This is a genomic window from Gordonia sp. NPDC003504, assembly GCF_053587995.1.
This window is the reverse complement of sequence record NZ_JBSFPC010000005.1, coordinates 278,448-300,117: the sequence shown is the minus strand read 5'-3', so window position 1 is coordinate 300,117 and position 21,670 is coordinate 278,448. Positions and strand designations below refer to the sequence as shown.

The following is a 21,670-nucleotide window of genomic DNA, read 5'->3' as shown; positions in this document are numbered from 1 at the left end:
CCATGTCGACCCTGGCCGATCTGCTGGCCGAACACACCACACTCTCCGATCACGCCGCCGCCCATCTGCAGCGGCTGGTCGCCGAGTGGCAACTGGTCGCCGACCTGTCGTTCGCGGACTTCGTGTTGTCGGTGCGCACCGAATCCTCCGACATCGTCAGCGTGGCGCAATGCCGACCCAACACCGCCTCCACTGTCTTCCCCGCCGACGAGGTGGGTACCGTCGTCGACCCGGCCAAGAATCCGCAGGTGCCCCGTGCATTCGAGGAACGGCGGATTCTGCGTGACGAGGACCCGACGTGGTTCGGTGCGATGGCGATCCGGCGCGAGGCCGTGCCGGTGGGGTACGACGGCGCGGTGATCGGGGTGCTCACCCGTGCGGTGGACCTCACGCATCCGCGGTTGCCGTCGCCGCTGGAACTGGCCTATCAGGACTGCGCCAACGACCTCTGCCAGATGGTCTCCGACGGGACGTTCCCCCAACTGGAGGGAAATCCGCGTGGATTGTCGACGCCGCGCGCCGGAGACGGATTCGTGCGCGTCGACGCCCGCGGCATGGTGGTGTATTCGAGTCCGAACGCACTCTCGGCATTCCACCGGATGGGCTGGACCGCCGAACTCACCGGCGCGCGCCTGTCGGCGGTGACCGCCTCGCTGCTCACCGATCCCTTCGATTCCGAGGACGCCGCCCTCATGATCGACGCCGCGGCGGGTGTCAGCGCACCGCCGGCCGGCCCGTACCGCGACGTCGGGATGCGGATGGAGGCCGACGCCCGCCGTGCCTCGGTGTTGCTGCGTGCGGTGCCGCTGCGTCCCCGTGGAGAGAGCACCGGCGCGATTGTCCTGATCCGCGACGTCACCGAAGTCAAACGTCGCGATCTGGCCCTGATCAGCAAGGACGCCACGATCCGCGAGATCCATCACCGGGTCAAGAACAACCTGCAGTCGGTGTCGGCGCTCCTGCGTCTGCAGGCCCGGCGGACCAGTAACGCCGAGGCCCGTGCGGCCCTCACCGAGGCGGTGCGTCGCGTCGGTTCCATCGCCCTGGTGCACGAGTTGCTCTCCGGCAGTGTCGACGAGGAGGTCGATCTCGACGAAGCGGTCGATCGTCTGGTCCCCACGCTGGTCGACGTGGCCTCCGGGGAACGCCCGGTGATGGTGCGACGGGTAGATCGGTTGGGTGTGCTGGCCTCGGATCTCGCGATGCCGCTGGTGATGGTCCTCACCGAACTGATCCAGAATGCGATCGAGCACGGTTTTGCGGCCGAACGGCCCGACGCGCTGATCGAGATCCGAGCCGATCGTGATGTGCGGCGACTCCGAATCCTGGTGCGTGACAACGGTTCGGGACTTCCCGAAGGATTCGACTTGGCGTCGTCGGACCGGCTGGGGTTGCGGATCGTGCAGACGCTCGTGTCGATCGAGCTCGGCGGCGAGGTGTCGGCGGGACCCAACCCGGTCGGGGCGGGAGCACAGGTGGAGATCACCGTGCCGCTGCGACGCGAGACAATGCGCTGAACACCAAAAAACCCTGCCGTGGCCGGGTCTTCTAGGTGCCGCCGGACAGTGGCGGCGTGTTGATCTGATCGCTCAGACGCTGCTGCGTGTGCGGGTGCGTGCGGTGCGACGCTTCAGTGCGCGTCGTTCATCCTCGCTCATCCCGCCCCAGACTCCTGCGTCCTGGCCCGATTCCAGTGCCCACGACAGGCACTCTGCGGTGACCGGGCACCGCGCGCAGACGAGCTTCGCATCGGCGACCTGTGCGATGGCCGGACCACTGGTTCCCACCGGGAAGAACAGTTCCGGATCTTCGTCGCGACAAATGGCCTTGTGACGCCAGTCCATTCCTTCTCCTTCACGTGCGCGTGCGCACCACTCGATAACCGTTGGTTGGTTCGTGTTGGCTGTAACCGATAGTTCACGCGGAGGCACCAAATGTTTCCGCGCTGTTGCTTGTGAATACTTTCACGAATCCAGCCGAAGTCAATGGTGTTCCGTTAACACGTGTGCAATATCACTGTCGGTGCCGCCCGAATTGCAGGGGGCAGTGTGTCACCTCGAACTCCGATGATCTATTCTACGCTGGCTTCGGCGTTTTCGTCAGGTGTTTTCGCAGGTCGTCACCGATGGGTGCCACGTCGCCCGCGCAAGGGGCAGTGATTCGCGACACAACCGAAGCGGCGCGGGTGTTACGTGCAGTGGCGTCGGTCACCCTTGGGGTGTATCGAGCTCGGGTGCGACGACGTCGAGGGCGTCGGGCAGGAAGTCGAATCGGATGTCGGTGAATGCGCCGATGTAGTCGCCGTCCATCTGCACGTCGATCGGTTCTGCGGCGGCAAAGGCCACCCACGTCACGTCGTCGTCGCGGAACAGGTGACGGGCCTTCGGGTCGGCGCCGCCGAGAAGTCGTAGGGCCAACGGGAGATTGCGCAGCACTCCGGTGGAGGTGGCCGCGAAGACGCCGAGGCGGGTGCCGAAACCGGTCGTCGGATTGGTGCGGATCTCGCGGCGCCCGAGGTAGGTCCACGGACTGGTGTTGCTGACGAATGCGAAACGCACCCCGTCGACCGGCTCGTGGCCGTCGGCGGTGACGGTGAAAGTGCTTGTGCCCCCGGCATTGGTGAAGAAACTGGTGACGGTCGTCGCGAGGTAGCGGACCGGGGTGGCCGGCTTGCCCGCGTGGCGTTTGTCCTCCATCGCGTGGACGATGATCGCGTCCATGCCCATACCGGCGTTGAACAGGAACCAGCGGTCGGCGGAATGTCCCAATCCGATGCGCCGGTGGCTGCCGCGGTCGAGTAGATCGATCACCTGCCGGGTGGCCTGCAGGGGATCGGCGTCGATGCCCAGGGTGCGGGAGAACACATTGGCGCTGCCCCCGGGGATCACCGCCAGCGCGGGAAGTCGGGCGGGCGGCGTGCGTGTCGGCGGTCCGAGCAGGCCGTTGACCGTCTCGTTGACCGAACCGTCGCCCCCGTGGACGATGACCGCGTCGTAGTTCTCCGCGACCGCCCGGGCACCGAGCTCGCCGGCATGTCCCCGATGCGTGGTGTGTTCGACGTCGACGGGGAAGTGCGCGCCCAGGGTGTGCACGAGCGCATCACGGCCGGCCGGACTGGTCGCGGTGGCGAATGGATTGACGATGAGCATGACGCGCACGACATCCGAGGATATGGGGTCGACCCCGACCGGCGCAGGTTCGGGTGGCGAGGGCGTGCCACACCTTCCCCTTTACCCTGGACGGGTGAGCAAGCGCAGTGATCCCGCCACCGGTACGGACGCGGCCGACACCGATCGGCCACCGACCCCGATCCGGGTCGCCGGCGCCCTGACGACCCTCGAGGGAGTGCTCGCACTGATCGTGGCGGCGGTCCTGGTGATCCGAGGACTGACCGAGGATCGGCACGATGCGTTCAACGGCATCGGAACGGCGTTGTGGCTGGCCATCATCTTCGGTGGGGTGCTGGCCGGCGGTGTGGCTCTGGTGACGGGACGGCGGTGGGGTCGGGCGATCTCAGTGGTCGCCCAGATCCTGCTGCTACCGGTGTCCTACTACCTGTTCACCAGCCATCAGCCGCTGTGGGCGGTGCCGTTGGGTCTGCTGGCGCTGATCACACTCGGCTTTCTGTTCGCCCCGGCGTCGCTGCGCTGGATCGCAGGCGATCTGGAGATCTCCGAACCCGAGCCGCCCACCCGATCGGGCCGCCCGAAGGGTTCGCCGCCCGGGTCGAAGCGGCGGGGAACGCGCTGATCCGAGCGGGTGTGGCGGTGCGCGGCGTGGTGCGATCGGATCCGCGTCGTCGATGTGGTCGGCCGCACAGAATAAGCACACCGGTGGCCGTATGGTGGACGCCATGACGCGCATTCTCGCGATTGCCAACCAAAAGGGCGGCGTGGCCAAGACCACGACCGTCGCATCCGTGGGGGCGGCGTTGGCCGACTTGGATGTGTCGGTTCTGGTGGTGGATCTGGATCCCCAAGGGTGCCTGACGTTTTCGTTGGGACACGATCCCGATCAGATCCAGGCATCGGTACATGACGTTCTGCTGGGGGACGAGGAGATCGCCGATGTCCTCCTCGACACCGAGGACAGGGTGACCCTGCTGCCGGCGACCATCGATCTGGCCGGCGCCGAGGCGCTATTGCTGATGCGACCCGGGCGCGAATACGCGCTCAAGCGCGCGCTGGCGGAGGTGGCCGAGGATTTCGACGTGATCCTCATCGATTGCCCGCCGTCGTTGGGGGTGTTGACGCTCAACGGATTGACCGCGGCCGACGAGGTCATGGTGCCGTTGCAGTGCGAGACACTCGCCCACCGCGGGGTGGGTCAGCTCCTGCGCACGGTCACCGAGGTGCAGCAGATCACGAATCCGAACCTGACGATGCTCGGTGCGGTCGCCACGTTGTACGACGCCCGCACCACCCACAGCCGTGACGTGCTCTCCGATGTCGCCGATCGCTACGACCTGCCGGTGCTCGATCCGCCGATTCCGCGTACCGTACGCTTTGCCGAGGCGTCGGCATCCGGTGCGTCGGTGATGCGGGGACGAAAAAACAAGGGCGCCACCGCATATCGTCAGCTGGCCGAGAATCTGTGGAAGCACTGGGATGGCGGCGCGGACGTGGTCAACTCGGATCTGAGCTGACGCGCCCCCGGGTCGGCAAGCCCTGCGGTCGATCAGCTCTGCGGTGCGAACGCCTCGACGATGCCGCCGCGCTGTTCGATCACGTTGTCGCCGAGCACCCGCAGGCTGATCACGCCACGCTGGTAGTCGTGGCGGGTCAGCGGGATGGTGCGTACCGGTTCGCCGGTCGCCGGGTTGCGCACGCTGATCCCCGACGGCCCGGGAAGCAGGAGTTCGTCGCCCATCATCTCGCCGGGGCCGAGCGCCGCCGGGACCTGATACTTCGGGCGCATCGTGCCGGCGTCGAGGACCAGGGTGTCGGTGCCGGTGAAATAGGTGACCAGCCCACCTGAGGTGAGTGCGACGCTGTCGGCGGGCGGGCTGGCGAGCCCGTTGACGGTGTTGGAGCCCGTCTGCGCGCCGTCGGAACCGAACTGGCGCACGCTCGGCTGGGTGGGTGCGGCGGCGTTGGCGCCGCCGTCGTAGACCGCGATGGCCGAGGTGCTCATCCCGATGACCACCGGCGGTGCGCCGGTGGCGCGGTCGGTGATCAGTGAGGATCCGTACTGGCTGACCCGCTCGTCGCTGTCGAGGATCGCACCGAGCACCGTCAGTCGATAGCCGATGTCGCCGGCGCACCGCTCGATGACCGCGATCCGATCACCGGCGATCGCGGCGGAGTACAGGTGGCAGTCGCTGCGTCCGGGCTGCACGCCGGGCTTGACCGGTGCGGTGACCCGGCCGTATTCGATTCCGCGGACCAGGTTCGATCCCCAGGTCTCCAACCGGCCCGAACCCTGCGCCAGGACGTATCCCGATCCCGCGGTCACGGTCACCTCGTCGTCGGCGTCACTGGTCCGGGCACCCTTGCGCCCGCCGGTCGCCGCGTCGAGTGCGGTGACCTCCGAGCATCCCCGCGAATTACGGTAGACCGCGATGGCCTCGTTGAGGCTGTCCGGCCAGGCGGCGACGGCGGTGCACAGGGGTTCGTCGCGGGAGTAGGTCCACAGTTGCCCGCCCGTCGACGGGTCGCGTCCGGTGACGGTGCCATCGTCGGCGGTGATGATGGTCGACGCCGCCACGGCGGGAACCGTCGTCGCGCCGGAGGCGGCATGCCAGCGGGGGGTAAAGGAGGCCGGTACCGCGGCCGCCGGTTCAACGGCCGACGGGGTGGCGTCGGCCTGCTCGCTGGTGGTGTGACGAGCCGGGCTGACCGACCACACCACCACGGCACCCACGATGAGCACCACCACGATCAGGGCGCTCACGATGAGATCGAGCCGGGTACGTCGCTCCGGTCGGATCCGTTTCACCGGCGGTGTCCGGGGTTCGGTCGGCGTCGAGATGGCTTGTTGTCCCTTGCCTGTTCAGTGTTGGTCGGTCGTGTCAGGGGTTGATCGGCCGGGTTACTCGGCGGAGGCCACCGGGCTCGACGAGGAGTCGCTCGCGCCGGCCCCACTTCGGCGGCGGGAACCGCCGCGCCGGCGTCGACGCTTGCGTGCTGCGGGATCGGCCGATTCCGACCCCGTCGATCCGGCGTCGGTGGCGGTGGCATCCGAGGTGGCCGCCGGCGACGCGGTACCCGCCTCGGCGGTGTGGCTGTCGGCGGTCTGACCCCCGCGGGTGCGGCGACGGGTCCGGGTGCGGGCCGGTCGCTCCGACCGGGGGCGGCGTTCACCGGCGTCGGTATCCGCCGAGTCGCGTTCGCGTTTCGGCTTGGCGACGCGGCCGGTGGCCGAGGCGGGGATACCGAGCTGCTCGCGCAAATGCTCCGAGGTCGAATACGTCTCGACCGGCTCGGGCACACCGAGTTGCAGGGCTGAGTTGATCAGCTCCCAGCGGTGCAGCTCATCCCAGTCGACCAGGGTGATCGCGGTGCCGGTACGGCCGGCGCGACCGGTGCGGCCGATGCGGTGCACGTAGGTCTTGTCGTCCTCGGGGCATTGGTAGTTGATGACGTGGGTGACGTCGTCGATGTCGATGCCGCGGGCCGCGACGTCGGTGGCGACGAGGACGTCGATCTCACCGGTCCGGAACTTCTTGAGCGCCTTCTCGCGGGCGATCTGGCCCAGGTCGCCGTGAACCGCGCCGACGGAGAAGCCGCGTTCGGCGAGGTCGTCGGCCACCTTCTGAGCGGTCCGCTTGGTGCGGGTGAAGATCATCGTCGCGCCGCGACCGTCGGCCTGCAGGATGCGGGCGACCAGTTCGGCCTTGTCGAGGGCGTGCGCGCGGAAGACGTACTGCGTGGTGCGCTCGTGCACGGCCGAATCGTTGGCGTGTTCGGCGCGGATGTGGGTGGGCCGATGCAGGAAGGTGCGGGCCAGGGTGACGATCGGACCGGGCATGGTCGCCGAGAACAGCATCGTCTGCTTCTTCTCAGGCAGTGCCGCCATGATGCGCTCGATGTCGGGCAGGAAGCCGAGGTCGAGCATCTCGTCGGCCTCGTCGAGCACCAGCACTGCCACCTTGCCCAGGATCAAGTGCCCCTGCTGCGCGAGATCGAGGAGGCGACCGGGGGTGCCGACGACGACGTCGACGCCGGCCCGCAACTCGGAGATCTGCGATTCATAGGGTCGTCCGCCGTAGATCGCGGTGATCTTCAGCGGGCGCTGGGTGTCGTCGGGAAGTGTCACGTCGAGGGTCTTCGCGGCCACCTCGAGGTCACCGGTGACCTGCAGACACAGTTCCCGGGTCGGCACGATGACCAGGGCGCGGGGGGTGTTGTCGAGTGGTCGCACACCGGACTGTTCGGGATGGACGAGTCGGTGCAACAGGGGCACACCGAACCCGTAGGTCTTGCCCATGCCGGTGCGGGCCTGGCCGATCAGGTCGTCGCCGGCGAGAGCCAGCGGCAGGGTCAGTTCCTGGATCGCGAAGGTGTGGGTTTTGCCGTCCTTGGCGAGGGCGTCGACGATGCGGTCGTCGACGCCGAGATCGGCGAAGGTGGGCGAGGTGTGGGCGTCGTCGACGATGGTCGTCTGGACGTCGTTGGTCTGCGCATCGGTTGTTTGCGTGTCGGTTGTCTGCACGTCGGAGTCGCTCATATGGGGTTGTGGAGCCTTTCATGTGTCGTCGAGCACGCACGAAGGGTTCCACGGATACCGGCGTCTCGCGGCGTCACCGCGCGGCGGAAAGGCCGCGGCGGGCGACAGTGGGCTCGAAGTGCGCGCACATTTCTGGTGGTCCGCGAACGAGTCGGGCGCCGGACGGCGGCCTGGCGACGGTCCGGGCGCAGGTGGCCTTGACCCCCGAGCGCCGTTGTCCGCGGTACTACACCGACCACGAGTGTACGTGGTCGGCCCGGTGGCCCGTTACCATCGGGGCATGTCGTCGCCCTCCGCCTCCTCCGAGCCCGTGCCGACCGACCCCGCCGCGGAACTGCCGGCCGACTCCGTCGGGCAGGAGAACGCTGCCGTCGGCAAGTTGTTCGCCGTGCTGCTGGCCGGCGAGTACGCCGCCTTCTACCGGCTGATCGAGGAGTCGGCGATGGCCCCCGACGTGCCCAGCGGCATCGCGATCGCCCGGATGGCGGCCTCGGAAATCGCGCACTTCGAGAAGCTGAGTGAGCAGGTGACCCGTCGGGGTCTGGACCCGGCGGAATCGGTCGTGCGGTATCGCAACGTCTTCGACCAGTATCACGAGGCGACCACCCCGCAGACCTGGCTCGAGGTGCTGGTCAAGGCGTATGTGGGTGACGGCCTGGCGGCCGATTTCTACGTCGAGCTCGCCGAGATGCTGCCGCCGGCGGCCCACGACGTGATCTCCGAAGTGATGGCCGAGACCGGCAATTCGCAGTTCGCCCGCGATCAGGTCCGCAAGGCGATCGCCGCCGATCCGGCGTTGCGGTCACCGCTGACATTGTGGGGACGACGGTTGCTCGGCGAGGCGGTGACCCATGCGCAGTGGGTGCTGGCCGCCGAGGAAGGCGTGATGGACCTGTTGTTCTCCGCGACGTCGTCGTTGTCCGGCGTTGCCGACTTCTTCGATTCGATGACGGCGCGTCACGCCGAGCGGATGTCGGACATGGATCTGGGCTGACCTGCGATCGGTCCGGGCGCGTTTCGCTGTGAGCGGAGTGGGTGCCGCCGGTGCGCACGACTCGATTAATCTGGTGCCGCAGGCGTGGTCGTGCCCGATCGTGGCGCGAGCGTCGTCGAGCCGAGTGTTCGACACGCAGTGATGTCGACGAAAGCCGTAGAGAGGGTTGGCCATGACCATTGAAGTGAAGATCGGTATCACCGACAGCCCCCGCGAATTGGCGATCCAGTCGCCCCTGGACAGTGACAAGGCCCTTGCGGCGGTGGAGGCGGCCCTCACGGGCAAGGAACAGTTGTTGACCCTGACCGACGACCGTGGCGCCCGGTACCTGGTGCCGGTCACCAAGATCGCCTATGTGGAGGTCGGAGCCGCCGAGAATCGCCGGGTCGGATTCGGTTCCTGACCCGCGTCCAGACCACGAAAAAGCGCACCGCGGCCGAAGGGGCCCGGTGCGCTTTCGTTTGGGATGGCGCGTTGTGTGGGGTGGCAGGCGTCGCGCCTCTGATTGCGTTCGACGGGTTTTATTCGGCGGCGAACGAGTCGTCGTCGGCCGGGTCACCGAGGTCGTTGCGCGGTACGTGGGACAGGCCGCCCCACAGCAGTGCGACCGTGGTGTCGACGGCGGTCTGCTTGTCGATGGGCCGCTTGGCCTCGAGCCAGTAGCGCGCGTTGACCTGGCTGGCGCCGACGAGTCCGGCGGCGAGCATCCGGGACCGGTAGGGGTCGAGTCCGGAATCGTGCATGACCAGCCCGTACACCGCGTCGACGCAGGCCTCGGTGGCACCTTCGGTACGCCGGATGACGGCCGGATCCATCACGTCGGAGGCGAAGATCAGGCGATAGCCGGAGTTGTCGGAGTCGATGAAGTCGAAGAAGGCCTGGACGGCGGCTCGGACACGTTGCCGGTTGTCGGTGGTGGTGAGCAGCGCGTTGTTGACGTCGACGACCAGTTTTTCGGCGTGGGAGTCGACGACGGCGATGTAGAGGTCGAGCTTGGACGGGAAGTGTTGGTACAGGACCGGCTTGCTGACGCCGGCGTGGATGGCGATCTCATCCATGCCTGCGGAGTGATAGCCGCGTTCGACGAAGATTTCGCTCGCGGCCTCGAGAAGTTGCAGGCGCCGGGCACTCCGTGGCAGGCGGGCGCCATTGCGTCCGGAGGACACGTTTGCGGCGGTAGACATGGTTCGAGGGTACTCGGGTGAACCTCGGCGATGGCCCCCGGATCACCGGGTGAGACGTCATGTGAATGCACAGGGATCGTCGATGTCGGTTCATGTCCTACGTGGTAATGGCGTGTCGCTGTGAGAGGGTGTGAACCGTGAGCCGCACAGATGACGTGCCGGGCGCCGGGAGCGAAGCGAGCGGGCCCGGTTTGGGGGGCGCCGACAGCGATGCGAGTGGGCCCGGTTTCGCCGGCGCCGGGAGCGCGGCGAGCGGTCGGGTCCGGGCCAGGGATGTGGGTCCGCGTGCGCCGCGGGCCCGGTCGAGTACGCGCTCGGGTGGTGCTCGCCGTACTCAAGGAGGAACCGGCAGTGGTGCGACCGGCACCGGAGATGGCGGTGATGGCGAGTCGCCGATGCGTCGTCGGCCGATTCCGGATCAACCGTTGCGGGCGCGTTGGGATCCGACCGATGACAGTGGGCGACAACGGTCGGACCGGGATGCGGTCCCGACCAGGAAGAAGCAGAGCGCGGTAGGGCGCTTCGTCACGACGTACGGGTGGCGCGCGTATGCGATCCCGGTGCTGGTGGTCCTGACGATCGTGTTGTTGGTGTTCACACTGCGTGACACCGGTGACGACGATTCGTCGGCTCCGATCACCCCGGACCCGATGTCGCGCAACGCCAACGTGACGACGGAGACCCGTGCGATCGGTGCGCCGACCGGGGATGGGCAGGGTGTCGACCTGGCCGCGGCTGTATTGCCGGAGGGTGGCCACTTCACCGTCGACGGGAAGAAGACGTTTCACGTCGTCCCGGGTACGACCGCGCAGGTCGGCAGCGGTGGTCAGGTGTACACCTACACCGTCGAGGTGGAGGACGGGCTGACCCCGGCCGATTATGGCGGGGACCGGGTGTTCGGCCGGATGGTGGATGCGACTCTGGCCAATCAGCGCAGCTGGATCGGCGACGGCAAGGTCTCGTTCCGGCGGATCGATCGGGGGGAGCCGGATCTGCGGATCTCATTGACGTCGTCGGCGACCACGCGCGAGTTGTGCGGGTATCAGGTTCAGGCGGAGACGTCGTGTTTCTATCCGCCGATGGAGCGGGTGACGATCAACGAGGCGCGGTGGGTGCGCGGGGCCACGTCGTATCAGGGTGATGACGTCGCGTACCGGCAGTACCTGGTGAATCATGAGACCGGCCACGGCATCGGGTACGAGCATCATGTGCCGTGCCCGGCGAACGGGGCTCTTGCGCCGGTGATGATGCAGCAGTCGTACGGAATGTCGAATTCGGGGCTGATCCTGCTCGATCCGGACATCTCGCAGGCGGATCGTTCGTTTGTCTGCAAGCCCAATCCGTGGCCGTTCCCGGCGCGTTCGTCGACCTGAGGGGAATGACCGGGTCCGGGCCGTCGTTGTGCTCACCAGTTCTTGGTTGATCTATTTCGGGAGGCCCGTACCGTGTCGTCCTTGCCGCCGCTGGTGGAACCCGCGGCCGAATTGTCCAATGACGAGGTTGCGCGCTACAGCAGGCACCTGATCATCCCGGATGTCGGGATGGAGGGGCAGAAGCGTCTGAAGAACGCGAAGGTGCTGGTGATCGGGGCCGGCGGCCTCGGTTCGCCGACGTTGTTGTATCTGGCGGCGGCGGGCGTGGGCACGATCGGCATCGTCGAATTCGACGTGGTCGACGAGTCGAACCTGCAACGTCAGGTGATTCACGGGCAGTCGGATGTGGGGCGGCCGAAGGCCGAGAGTGCGCGGGATTCGATCGCCGAGATCAACCCGTACGTGACGGTCAACATCCACGATCAGCGGCTCGAGCCCGAGGGCGCCATCGAGTTGTTCTCGCAGTACGACCTGATCCTGGACGGCACCGACAATTTCGCCACGCGGTATCTGGTCAACGATGCGGCGGTGTTGGCGCACAAGCCGTATGTGTGGGGGTCGATCTATCGGTTCGAGGGGCAGGCTTCGGTGTTCTGGGAGGACGCGCCGGATGGGCGTGGCCTGAACTATCGCGATCTGTATCCGCAGGCGCCGCCGCCGGGCATGGTACCGTCCTGCGCGGAGGGCGGGGTGCTGGGCATCCTGTGCGCGTCGATCGGGTCGATCATGGGGACTGAGGCGATCAAGCTGATCTGCGGGATCGGGGAGCCGTTGCTGGGCCGTCTGATGGTGTACGACGCCCTCGACATGACCTACCGCACCATCAGAATCCGCAAGGATCCCGACGGTGAGCGGATCGCAGGGCTCATCGACTACGAGGAATTCTGTGGTGTCGTGTCGGATGAGGCCGCGCAGGCCGCTGCCGGTGCGACGCTGACGGCCGTGGAGTTGAAGGAGAAGATCGACGCGGGGGAGACGCTCGCGCTGGTCGATGTCCGCGAGCCGGTCGAGTGGGAGATCGTGCACATCGACGGTGCGACGTTGATCCCGAAGGACCGGATCCTGTCGGGGGCGGCGCTGGCCGAGATCCCGCAGGACCGTCCGACGGTGCTGTATTGCAAGACCGGTATCCGGTCGGCGGAGGCCTTGGCGGCGCTCAAGCGTGCCGGGTTCGCCGATGCTCGTCATCTGCAGGGCGGGATCACCGCCTGGGCCAATCAGGTCGACAAGGAACTGCCGGTGTACTGACTCCCCGGTCGGTTCACGCCGGGGAATCGAGCATGTCGCCGCGTCGCTGCACGTGATCGGGCGGTGCCCGGAGGTAATCTCTGCAGACGTGAACAGCGTCGAGCCGCCCGAGCATGTGCTCAACACCTTCGGGCTGACCGCCCACCCGCCCATCGCGATGGGCGATACCTGGGTCGGTGGATGGCGCGTGGGTGAAGTGGTGCTGTCGTTGGTACCCGATCATGCGCGCGCCGCGTGGTCTGCGTCGGTGCGGGAGAACCTGTTTGTCGAGGGTCTGCGGATTGCCCGGCCGTTCCGCGCCACCGACGGCCGTTATGTGGTGTCGGGGTGGCGGGCCGACACCTATATCGCGGGCGCCCCGGAGCCGCGGCACGACGAGGTGGTGTCGGTGGCCGAGCGGCTGCATGTGGCGATCGCCGATCTCGAGCGGCCCCGTTTCCTGTTGCAGCAGCCCGCACCCCCGCACACCGACGTCGACGTCTTCGCGGCCGCGGACCGGGCGGCGTGGGAGGACGTGCCGATGCGTTCGGCACGTGCGGCGGGGATGGCGGAGCCGACGTCGCCGGATGGCCAGGAAAGTATCGAGATCCTCAAGACCCTCGCCTCGCTGCGTAAGAATGTCGATCTCAAAAACCAAGTGGTGCACGGGGATCTGTTCGGCACCGTATTGTTCGCCGGGGCCGCGGCACCGGGGATCACCGACATCGTGCCGTACTGGCGTCCGGCGTCGTGGGCCGCGGCCGTCGTGGTGGTGGATTCGCTGGCCTGGGGTGGCGCCGACGACGAGTTGGTCCAGCGATGGTCGGATGAGCCCGAGTGGCCGCAGATGATGTTGCGCGCCACCATGTTCCGCCTCGCCGTTCATGCCCTGCATCCGCGGTCCACCGCCGGCGCGCTGCCGGGGTTGAAGCGGGTCGTCGATATCGTGCGGTTGATGGTGTAGGGCTGATCCTCTCCGGCCTGACTTCTCTAAAGCACAGCGTCCCAACGACATTCGCGGAGCAGGACGCGGCCGTCGCGAATCGGGACGCCCTCCTGTGTCAGTCGGTCGAGTTGCCGGTGGGCGAGGTGGGCCGCCGGGCGCCCGCTCGCCGAGATCACCCGATGCCACGGGAGATCCGCCGAATCGGTACGCATGATCGCGCCGACGATGCGCGGTGAGGACAATCCGGCGGCCTCGGCGAGATCGCCGTAGGTGCTCACCTGCCCCGGCGGGATGGCCGCGACGAGCGCACGCACGCGTTCGACGTCGTCGTCGGTGATCGCACTCACAGCAGTGATCTGATCAGCGACGCCGTCAACTCCGGTGCGTCGAAGGGCACCATGTGGCCGCAGTCGGCGTGATGGATCTCGACCTCGGAGCCGTGGTCTCGCGCGCAGTCGGTGAGGAAGTCCGATCCGACGAACGGTGGCTCGACACGGTCGGCGACGACGATGTGGGTTGGCACTCCGGCCGGCGGAAGGACTGCCGGGCGGCTCATCTCACTCCACGCGGTCGCGGCCATCGGGGCGCTGACCCGCCACCCGACCCGCCCGTTCGGGAGGTCGATCAGATGCGCGGCGATCTCGGCGTCGAGGATGGCGTCGGAGACCTCCGCCCACCCCTCGGCGCGTTTGGCGGCCCGAGCTGCCGCCGCGTCGGGATAATCCCAGTTTTGCAGGCTGTCGGTGGCGACGGTCAACGCAACCCCGGGGTCGAGTCCCTGCGCCGGATCGAGCAGTACCAACCCGCCGATGGCATCGGGTCGCTTGTGGGCCAGATGGATGGCGAGCGCCCCGCCGAACGAGTGGGCCACCACGGTCAGTGGACGCTTCTCGGCGGGGATGGTGGCGTCGACGAAGGCCGACAGCGCCGCGACGTGATCGTCGATCGACCAGGGCGGGCACCACGGCGAATGCCCGTGGCCGAGTAGATCCGGGGCGACGACGTGGAGGTCGGGCAGGTGTTCGGCGGCCAGTGGCGCCCAGCGCAGCCCGTGGCCGGTGAGGCCGTGCAGCGCAAGGACGGTGGGGCCGGTGCGATCACCGAACTCGACGTGCTGCAGTCCGCTCACCCCGACGATTGTGCCCTACGGAGCCGGGGGAACGGATGTGTCGGTGGGGCATGCTTGCATGGACACATGGCCCGCACACGTTCCACCGCCGCCGGCCCGGCCGCGTCCGGGACGGGTAAGCGGCGCACCCGTCGGCCGGAGAAGACGGCGGGCGGTTCCGGTGGTACGGCGCTGCGCGCGCATCTGGTGGGGTCGGGCCGCTACGAGGTGACGCCCCGGAGCTGGGCGCCACACGTGCAACACATGATCGACGACATCGATGCGTCCTCCGATACCGGTGCGGGGCAGGCGGCGGCGCAGCCGTGGCGGCCGTATCGGGTGCACGGCGGTCCGGGCTCGGGTAAGACGGCGCTCGTGGTCGACGCCGCCGTCGCACGCCTGACCCGTCCCGGAACGGACCCGGAGTCGGTGCTGGTCCTCGCCGCGAACCGGCGGGCCGTCGTCGCCCTGCGTGAGGAGATCACCCGGCGGGTGCTGGCCGCCACATCCGATTCCCCGGCGCTCGGCGGGGCCCTGCGCGAACCCCTGGTCCGCACCGTGCACTCGTTCGCCTTCGCAATCCTGCGGTTGCAGGCGCAGGCCCACGGCAATCCGCCACCACGCCTGATCACCGGGTCCGAGCAGGACGTGGTGCTGCGCGAACTCCTCGCCGGCGACATCGAGGACGGTGCCCTCTACTGGCCGGAACATCTGCGGCCGGCGTTGGGTACCGACGGATTCGCCCAGGCCCTGCGTGATCTGCTGATGCGCGCGGCCGAACGCGGTGTCGGCCCGGAGGAACTCGCGGCCCTCGGACGTCGTCATCGCCGCCCCGAGTGGGTCGCTGCCGGGCACGCCTACGCCCAGTACGAGCAGAACATGCTGCTGCGCGGAGCGGTCGGTTCGCAGACGCCGGGCGCGTCGGCGCCCGCCGTCGACGCGGCCGAATTGGTCGGATCGGCATTGTCGGCGTTCGCGACCGACCCGGATCTGCTCGCCGGTCAGCGTCGCCGCATCCGGCACCTCATCGTCGACGACGCCCAACACCTCGACCCGCAGGCCGCCGCCCTGGTGAAACTGATCGGTACCGGCACGTCGTCGACGATCATCGCCGCCGACTCCGATCAGTCGATCTTCGGATTCCGCGGTGCCAGTGCACGTTTCGCCGACGAACTGGTGGATCCGGGCACCGAGCGCGACATCCTGCTCGACCGCGACTTCCGTCATCATCGCCAGATCGCCATCGTCGGGCGGGCGCTGACCGCCCGGCTGCCGGGGGCCCGGCCGCACGCGTTTCCGCACATCGACGGTACGGACGACGACGACGCGGAGGTGATACCCGGGGGCGCCTCGGTGCGGGTGTTCAGCTCGGCCGCCAAGGAGGCCACCGCGGTCGCCGACCTCCTGCGGCGTGCCCACCTGTTCGAGGGGGTGCCGTGGTCGCAGATGGCGGTGATCGTCCGGTCCGCGCACCTCGCGTTGCCGGCGTTGCGCCGGGCATTCCGGTCGGCCGGGGTGCCGCTGACGACGCCGACCACCGATCTCCCGTTGCACCGTCAGCGTTCAGTGGCGGCGTTGATGCTGGTGTTGCGGGTGGTCGCGGCCCGCGATCTCGGTGAGCCGGCGGATGAGGACTTCTCCGTCGAGGACACCGTCGCACTGGTGAGCGGGCCGATCGGGATGGCCGATCCCGGGGCGATGCGGCGGTTGCGTCGCGGCATCCGGCGCCGGGACGAGCGGGCCGGCGGTGACCGCGCCGACCGCGACACCCTCACCTCGTTGCGGCTGGCCCTGCTCGATCCGGATCTCGGTGCCGACTACCTCGCCGCGCTCACCGAGCACGAGGGTGCGCCACTGTCCCGGGCGCTGGGGGTGATCGGCGCGGGTGTGGCCGCACACGTCGCCGGCCGCGGCATCGAGGAAACGCTGTGGGTGGCCTGGCAGGCCACCGGTCTGGAACGGCGCTGGGCGGGAGCCGCCATCCGCGGTGGCCCGGCCGGGGAGCAGGCCGATCGGGATCTCGACGCGATGATGGCGATGTTCGAGGCGGCCGGCGGATTCGCCGACAACCTGCCGGCCGCCGGTCCGGCCGGCTTCGTGCACTACCTGTCCCAACTGCAGATCCCGCGCGACGGCCGCACCCCGGCCGCCGTTGCCGAGTCGGTCACCGTGCTCTCCGCACACGCGGCCGCCGGTCGCGAATGGGAGGTGGTCGCGGTGGCCGGCGTGCTCGACGGGCTCTGGCCGTCGTTGCGCAGCCGTGGAAGTGTCTTGGCCACAGCGCAATTGGTCGACATCCTGGACGGCGTCGACCCCGATGCGGTGGACAAGGTGGCGCGCGGCGCCGGAGCGCTCGCCGACGAACGCCGGCTCCTGCTGGTCGCCTGTACCCGTGCGCGACGCCGACTCCTCATCACCGCGGTCGAGGACGGCGGTGGGGACTCGTCGCCCTCGCGATTCCTCGCCGAGATTGCCGACGCCCTGCGCGCCGACGCACGACGCGACGGCGGTGACGCGGAGCACGCCGACGGCGATTCGCTCGACACCGACCCGGAGTCGGACCTGCCGATCGATCCCGGTGTGGACCGCGTCTTGTCGTTGCCGTCGCTGGTGGCGACGCTGCGGTCGGTGGTGGTCGGGGGAATGGAGTCGGGGGGTACAGAGGCGGGGGGTCCAGAGTCGGGGGGCCCAGAGTCCGGGGAGCCCGACGAACGCACTCGCGCCGCCGCGCAGTTGCTGGCCCGGCTGGCCGACTCCGACATCGCCGGCGCACATCCGCGGGAGTGGTTCGGGCTGTCCGGATCGAGTACCGGCGCGCCACTGTGGCGGCGCGAGGACGGCCCGGTGACGTTGTCTCCCTCCAACGTCGATCAGCTGGAGCACTGTTCGCTGCGGTGGGTGCTCGAACGCAACGGCGGCCGGGACGGTGACGGCACCCCCGCGCTCACCGGCAGCCTCGTGCACACCCTGGTGCAGGCCGTGGCCGGCAGGATCGACACGGAGGAGGTGACCGGCGCGCTGCGTGAGATCTGGGATCGCGTCGAGGTCGGAGCCGTCTGGCATTCGGCGCACGAACTCGAACGTGCCGAGGCGATGTTGGTGAATTTCCGTGAATGGCTGCGGGTCTCGCGTGCCGATCTCACCGAGGTCGGCGTCGAGTCGGTCATCGACGCGACGATCGCGCCGGTGGCCGAGCCGGCCGGCGAGGTGCCCGCCGAGGATGGATCCGATCTCCCGATCAGGCTCCGCGGTCGCGTCGACCGTCTCGAACGCGATACAGAGGGGCGGCCGGTCATCGTTGACGTCAAGACCGCCAAGACGCCGGTGTCCAAGGCCGACGCTGCCGAACACCCACAGTTGGCGGCCTATCAGGTGGCCATCGCGCACGGTGGCGCACGGGATTTCGCCGGGGAATCGGTCGAGCCCGGTGGTGGGCGGCTGGTGTATGTGTCCTCGGCGAACCGGTCCACCGGTGCGGCGCAACGGGATCAGCCGGCGCTGACGCCGGAACTGCTCGACGAGTGGGTGAGCGTGGTCCGCCATGCCGCGCGCTCGGGTATCGGACCGGAGTTCCGGGCGACCCCGAACGCCGGTTGTGCGCACTGCGGTCTCGTCACGAGCTGCCCGGCCCAGTTGCGTGGCAAGGCGGTCACCGATGACTGACCCCGAAGCCGCTGACCCCGATACCGCTGACCCTGATACCGCTGACCCCGATACCGCTGACCGCGATACCGTTGTGCGTCAACGTATCCCGGCAACATCGCTGGCCGCGGCGCTCGGGCTGCCGCCGCCCACCCCCGAACAGATCGAGGTCATCGAGTCGCCCAGCGAACCGATGTTGGTGGTCGCCGGCGCCGGTGCGGGCAAGACCGAGACCATGGCGTCGCGGGTGGTGTGGCTCGTCGCCAATCAGATCGTCGGACCGGACGAGATCCTCGGGCTCACCTTCACCCGGAAGGCGGCCAGCGAACTCGGTGCACGTATCCGACGGCGACTGTCGATGCTCGCCGGATCCCCGGCGCTGATCGGCTGGGATCCCGACGGCAGCCTCGCCGCGCGGCTGCGGGCCGGCGATCCGGAGGTGAGCACCTACCACGCGTACGCGGGGCGGCTGATCGCCGACTACGGATTGCTCCTGCCGGTCGAACCGCATGCGACGCTGCTGTCGGAGACCGAGTTGTGGCAGATGGCGTTCTCGATCGTGTCCACCTGGACCGGGGACCTGCACACCACCAAGATGCCGGCGAGTGTCACCGAGGCGGTGCTGCGCCTCTACGGGGAGATGGCCGAGCACCTGGTGGATCTCGACACGCTCGCCGCGTGGGGCGATGACCTCTACCGGATGGTCGATGAGCTGCCCAAGGGGCCTCGTCAACGTGGCGGACCCAATGCCGCGCTGCGCACCGTGCAGGAGGTCATCGACGAACGCCGCGAACTGCTGCCGCTGGTGGCCACCCTGATGCGCACCATGGCCGAGCAGGCGGTCCTCGACTTCGGCAGTCAGATGTCGCTGGCCGCCCGACTCGTCGCCGGGCATCCGGAAGTGGCTGCGGCCCAACGGCAATCGTTCAAGGCGGTGTTGCTCGACGAGTATCAGGACACCGGGCACTCGCAGCGGGTGCTGCTGTCGGCGCTGTTCGGCGGTCGCGATACCGCGCGTGGCGCCCCGATTGCGGTGACCGCCGTCGGCGACCCGATCCAGTCGATCTACGGCTGGCGCGGCGCCTCGGCCGCCAACCTGCCCCGCTTCGCCACCGACTTCCCGTGCGCGGACGGAACACCGGCACGTCGGCGTGAACTGCTGACGAGCTGGCGTAATCCGGTGCAGACGCTGCGTCTGGCCAACGCCGCCTCCGAGGAGTTGCGACGCCGTGGCGTGCCGGTCAGTGTGTTGCGCCCGCGGCCCGACGCGGATTCCGGGACGGTGACGATGGCGCTGACCGAGACGATCGTCGACGAGCGCAACTGGATCGCCGATCAGGTGGCCGCACGGTACCGCGTCGAGGATGGCGGCGCGCCGCCGACCGTCGCGGTCTTGGTGCGCCGCAACGAGGATTCGGCCCCGATCGCCGCCGAACTGGAACGGCGTGGCATTCCCGCCGAGGTCGTCGGCATCGGTGGGCTGTTGCACGTCCCGGAGATCACCGATGTGGTGGCCACGCTGCGGCTGATGGCCGATCCGATGGCCGGCACCGCCGCCATGCGACTGCTCACCGGGGCGCGATGGCAGCTCGGGGCGCGGGACCTCGCGGCGTTGTGGCGGCGGGCCACCGACCTGGCCGCCGGACAGATCGCCGCGGGTGGTGTGGTCACCACCCGCGAACAGCTCGACGATGCGCTCGACGCAGTCCTGCCCGCCGAGATCGTCGATCGTGCCGGGATCGCCGACGCCGTGGCCGATCCCGGTGATCCGGAGGCCTACAGCGCCGAAGGGTTCGCGCGGATCCGGGCGTTCGGGGCGCAACTGGAATCGCTGCGACGTCGCATCGGCCAGCCGCTGCCCGAACTCGTCGCCGACGTGGAGACCACCATCGGGGTGGCCGTGGAGGCCCAGATCCGGGCCCGTCGTATGCGCGGAGCGATCACCGGGCGCGAGCACCTCGACGCCTTCGCCGACTACGTCACCCATTACGCCGAACGGCCGGGCGCCACCCTGCCGGGCCTGTTGGCCTTCCTCGATACCGCGGAGACGATAGAGAAGGGACTCGAACCGGGCCGGGTGGAGGTGGCCGAGCAGCGGGTGCAGATCCTGACCGTGCACGCCGCCAAGGGGCTCGAATGGGACGTGGTGGTGTTGCCGCATCTGGCCGACGGGATCTTTCCCAGTTCCAAGTCCGAGACCACCTGGATGCGCAGTGCGCGGGAGCTCCCCGGGCCGCTGCGCGGTGATCTGGCGGTAGCCGATCCGCGGGGCCCGGACGCGGGTAAGCGTGCTGCGGACGCGGCACAATCCGGTGCCGCCGAAGGATTTCCGGTGCTCGACCTGAGTCGGGTGGCCGATCGCAAGGAACTCGAGGACGCCCTCACCGAGCACAAGGAGGCCATCGCCGAACGGCGACTCGAGGAGGACCGGCGACTGCTTTACGTCGCGATCACCCGGGCGCGACACGACCTGCTGATCTCCGCCCATCACTGGTCGGAGACGTCGACCTCGCCGCGCGGTGGGTCGGTGTTCTTCGACGAACTCCTCGCCTTGGTGACCGCGGCCATCGAGTCCGGCAGCATCGAATCCGGTACCGACGCCGACGGCCTGAGGATCGACGTGCTGGCGCCGGATCCGCCCGACGGTGCCGACAATCCACTGGCCGACGTCGTCGATGCCCGCTCCTGGCCGGCGGATCGGCTCGGCGAGCGCCGCGACGCGGTGACGGCAGCGGCCCGCCTTGTGCTCGACGAATTGGCGGCGCGGGAGGCGCCGTCCCTGTTCGACGCACCGCCGGCCACGCCGGAGGGCGACGAGCAGCGTGCACCCGGCGGTGTGGGCGAGATCGACGCGTGGACCGCGGAGGTCGACGCATTGCTCGCCGAACATCACCGCAGCAATCAGGCCGTCGTCGACGTGGAGTTGCCGTCGCATCTGTCGGTGAGTCAGCTGGTCGATCTCGACTCCGATGAACGTGAGTTCGCCCGGAAACTACGCCGGCCGGTGCCGTTCCGGCCCAATCCGATCGCCCGGCGGGGCACCGCCTTTCACGCGTGGGTGGAACGGTGGTTCGGGGCGAGCAGGCTGCTCGACATCGACGAACTCCCCGGCGCCGCCGACGAGAGCGCGGCACCCGACACCGAACTCGACGCGCTGCGCGAGGCGTTTCTGGCGTCTCGCTGGGCCGCACGCAGCCCCAGCGAGGTGGAGGTGCCGTTCGAGACGGTGATCGGGGAGACGGTGATCCGCGGTCGTATCGACGCGGTCTTCGCCGAACCCGACGGATCGTGGACGGTGGTCGACTGGAAGACCGGTGCCGTCCCGACCGCCTCGCCGGAGCTGTCGTCGCTGGTCATCCAGCTCGCCGCCTACCGCATCGCGTGGGCGCAGCTGGCCGGTGTGCCGACCGAACGCGTCGGCGCGGCGTTTCACTATGTGCGCTACGGCCATACGTTTGCCCCCGACGACCTTCCCGATGCGGCCGCACTCGCCGCATTGTTGGCCCGATGAGCTAGATTCTCTTCGTG

17 protein-coding genes are annotated in these 21,670 nt (G+C 68.7%); 10 read left to right on the top strand and 7 right to left on the bottom strand.

Translation table 11 applies throughout. The features are described from left to right. Positions 1-2 precede the first annotated feature (2 nt). The gene (locus ACWDPV_RS12575) at positions 3-1,517 is read left to right on the top strand and encodes a sensor histidine kinase (RefSeq protein ID WP_449743228.1); all 1,515 of its coding nucleotides are present in this window, start codon (positions 3-5) and stop codon (positions 1,515-1,517) included. Between the two features lie 72 nt (positions 1,518-1,589). Here ACWDPV_RS12575 and ACWDPV_RS12570 read toward each other — a convergent pair whose 3' ends face one another. Together ACWDPV_RS12570 and ACWDPV_RS12565 are read right to left on the bottom strand one after the other, a co-directional pair. Continuing rightward, a complete protein-coding gene (locus ACWDPV_RS12570; protein ID WP_006330074.1) occupies positions 1,590-1,844 on the bottom strand; it encodes a WhiB family transcriptional regulator in 255 nt (84 codons plus the stop codon). Positions 1,845-2,207: 363 nt separating this feature from the next. After that, a complete protein-coding gene (locus tag ACWDPV_RS12565; RefSeq protein WP_449743227.1) occupies positions 2,208-3,158 on the bottom strand; it encodes a diacylglycerol/lipid kinase family protein in 951 nt (316 codons plus the stop codon). Between the two features lie 85 nt (positions 3,159-3,243). Between ACWDPV_RS12565 and ACWDPV_RS12560 the strand changes: the two genes are divergently transcribed. Both ACWDPV_RS12560 and ACWDPV_RS12555 read left to right on the top strand, forming a co-directional pair. Continuing rightward, entirely contained in the window at positions 3,244-3,750 is a 507-nt protein-coding gene (locus ACWDPV_RS12560) for a hypothetical protein (protein ID WP_449743226.1), read from the top strand. A 103-nt stretch (positions 3,751-3,853) separates the two neighbouring features. After that, positions 3,854-4,645: a ParA family protein gene (locus tag ACWDPV_RS12555; protein ID WP_449743225.1), complete on the top strand. Its 792-nt coding sequence runs from the start codon at positions 3,854-3,856 to the stop codon at positions 4,643-4,645. Positions 4,646-4,677: 32 nt separating this feature from the next. Here the strand turns inward: ACWDPV_RS12555 and ACWDPV_RS12550 are convergent, their stop codons facing one another. Together ACWDPV_RS12550 and ACWDPV_RS12545 are read right to left on the bottom strand one after the other, a co-directional pair. Continuing rightward, positions 4,678-5,937, bottom strand: a complete 1,260-nt coding sequence (locus ACWDPV_RS12550) for an Rv3212 family protein (RefSeq protein WP_449743224.1) — start codon at positions 5,935-5,937, stop codon at positions 4,678-4,680. 93 nt (positions 5,938-6,030) lie between these two features. After that, on the bottom strand, positions 6,031-7,668 hold the full coding sequence (locus tag ACWDPV_RS12545) for a DEAD/DEAH box helicase (RefSeq protein ID WP_348809444.1): 1,638 nt from the start codon (positions 7,666-7,668) through the stop codon (positions 6,031-6,033). Positions 7,669-7,948: 280 nt separating this feature from the next. On the opposite strand from ACWDPV_RS12545, the gene ACWDPV_RS12540 reads away from it, so the two are divergent. Both ACWDPV_RS12540 and ACWDPV_RS12535 read left to right on the top strand, forming a co-directional pair. Further along, a complete protein-coding gene (locus ACWDPV_RS12540) occupies positions 7,949-8,662 on the top strand; it encodes a ferritin-like fold-containing protein (protein ID WP_449743223.1) in 714 nt (237 codons plus the stop codon). 172 nt (positions 8,663-8,834) lie between these two features. Beyond that, entirely contained in the window at positions 8,835-9,065 is a 231-nt protein-coding gene (locus tag ACWDPV_RS12535) for a DUF3107 domain-containing protein (RefSeq protein WP_348804378.1), read from the top strand. Between the two features lie 118 nt (positions 9,066-9,183). On the opposite strand, the gene ACWDPV_RS12530 is transcribed toward ACWDPV_RS12535, so the two are convergent. Further along, a complete protein-coding gene (locus tag ACWDPV_RS12530; RefSeq protein WP_449743222.1) occupies positions 9,184-9,846 on the bottom strand; it encodes a TetR/AcrR family transcriptional regulator in 663 nt (220 codons plus the stop codon). A 395-nt stretch (positions 9,847-10,241) separates the two neighbouring features. Here ACWDPV_RS12530 and ACWDPV_RS12525 point away from each other — a divergent pair, with 395 nt between their 5' ends. From ACWDPV_RS12525 to ACWDPV_RS12515, 3 genes are all read left to right on the top strand, one after another. Then, positions 10,242-11,219, top strand: coding sequence for a DUF3152 domain-containing protein (locus ACWDPV_RS12525; protein ID WP_449743221.1), 978 nt, complete (start codon positions 10,242-10,244; stop codon positions 11,217-11,219). Between the two features lie 72 nt (positions 11,220-11,291). Next, positions 11,292-12,467, top strand: a complete 1,176-nt coding sequence (gene moeZ / locus ACWDPV_RS12520) for an adenylyltransferase/sulfurtransferase MoeZ (protein ID WP_449743220.1) — start codon at positions 11,292-11,294, stop codon at positions 12,465-12,467. 88 nt (positions 12,468-12,555) lie between these two features. Then, a complete protein-coding gene (locus ACWDPV_RS12515) occupies positions 12,556-13,410 on the top strand; it encodes a TIGR02569 family protein (RefSeq protein ID WP_348804375.1) in 855 nt (284 codons plus the stop codon). 26 nt (positions 13,411-13,436) lie between these two features. On the opposite strand, the gene ACWDPV_RS12510 is transcribed toward ACWDPV_RS12515, so the two are convergent. Together ACWDPV_RS12510 and ACWDPV_RS12505 are read right to left on the bottom strand one after the other, a co-directional pair. Next, positions 13,437-13,739, bottom strand: a complete 303-nt coding sequence (locus ACWDPV_RS12510; protein WP_449743219.1) for an MGMT family protein — start codon at positions 13,737-13,739, stop codon at positions 13,437-13,439. Next, on the bottom strand, positions 13,736-14,521 hold the full coding sequence (locus tag ACWDPV_RS12505; protein WP_449743218.1) for an alpha/beta fold hydrolase: 786 nt from the start codon (positions 14,519-14,521) through the stop codon (positions 13,736-13,738). Before ACWDPV_RS12505 ends, ACWDPV_RS12510 begins: the two co-directional genes overlap by 4 nt. A gap of 66 nt (positions 14,522-14,587) precedes the next feature. Here ACWDPV_RS12505 and ACWDPV_RS12500 point away from each other — a divergent pair, with 66 nt between their 5' ends. After that, positions 14,588-18,163 carry an ATP-dependent helicase gene (locus ACWDPV_RS12500; RefSeq protein WP_449743217.1) on the top strand — a complete coding sequence of 1,192 codons (3,576 nt, stop codon included), beginning with the start codon at positions 14,588-14,590 and terminating at the stop codon, positions 18,161-18,163. Then, on the top strand, positions 18,156-21,653 hold the full coding sequence (locus ACWDPV_RS12495) for an ATP-dependent helicase (protein WP_449743216.1): 3,498 nt from the start codon (positions 18,156-18,158) through the stop codon (positions 21,651-21,653). The genes ACWDPV_RS12500 and ACWDPV_RS12495 overlap by 8 nt, the downstream gene beginning before the upstream one ends. The last annotated feature ends 17 nt before the right edge of the window (positions 21,654-21,670 follow it).

Coding starts and splice junctions, on each gene's coding strand:
- ACWDPV_RS12575 (WP_449743228.1), top strand. CDS start 3: ATGTCGACCCTGGCCGATCTGCTGGCCGAACACACCACACTCTCCGAT.
- ACWDPV_RS12570 (WP_006330074.1), bottom strand. CDS start 1,844: ATGGACTGGCGTCACAAGGCCATTTGTCGCGACGAAGATCCGGAACTG.
- ACWDPV_RS12555 (WP_449743225.1), top strand. CDS start 3,854: ATGACGCGCATTCTCGCGATTGCCAACCAAAAGGGCGGCGTGGCCAAG.
- ACWDPV_RS12545 (WP_348809444.1), bottom strand. CDS start 7,668: ATGAGCGACTCCGACGTGCAGACAACCGACACGCAAACAACCGATGCG.
- ACWDPV_RS12540 (WP_449743223.1), top strand. CDS start 7,949: ATGTCGTCGCCCTCCGCCTCCTCCGAGCCCGTGCCGACCGACCCCGCC.
- ACWDPV_RS12535 (WP_348804378.1), top strand. CDS start 8,835: ATGACCATTGAAGTGAAGATCGGTATCACCGACAGCCCCCGCGAATTG.
- ACWDPV_RS12530 (WP_449743222.1), bottom strand. CDS start 9,846: ATGTCTACCGCCGCAAACGTGTCCTCCGGACGCAATGGCGCCCGCCTG.
- ACWDPV_RS12525 (WP_449743221.1), top strand. CDS start 10,242: ATGCGTCGTCGGCCGATTCCGGATCAACCGTTGCGGGCGCGTTGGGAT.
- ACWDPV_RS12500 (WP_449743217.1), top strand. CDS start 14,588: ATGGCCCGCACACGTTCCACCGCCGCCGGCCCGGCCGCGTCCGGGACG.
- ACWDPV_RS12495 (WP_449743216.1), top strand. CDS start 18,156: ATGACTGACCCCGAAGCCGCTGACCCCGATACCGCTGACCCTGATACC.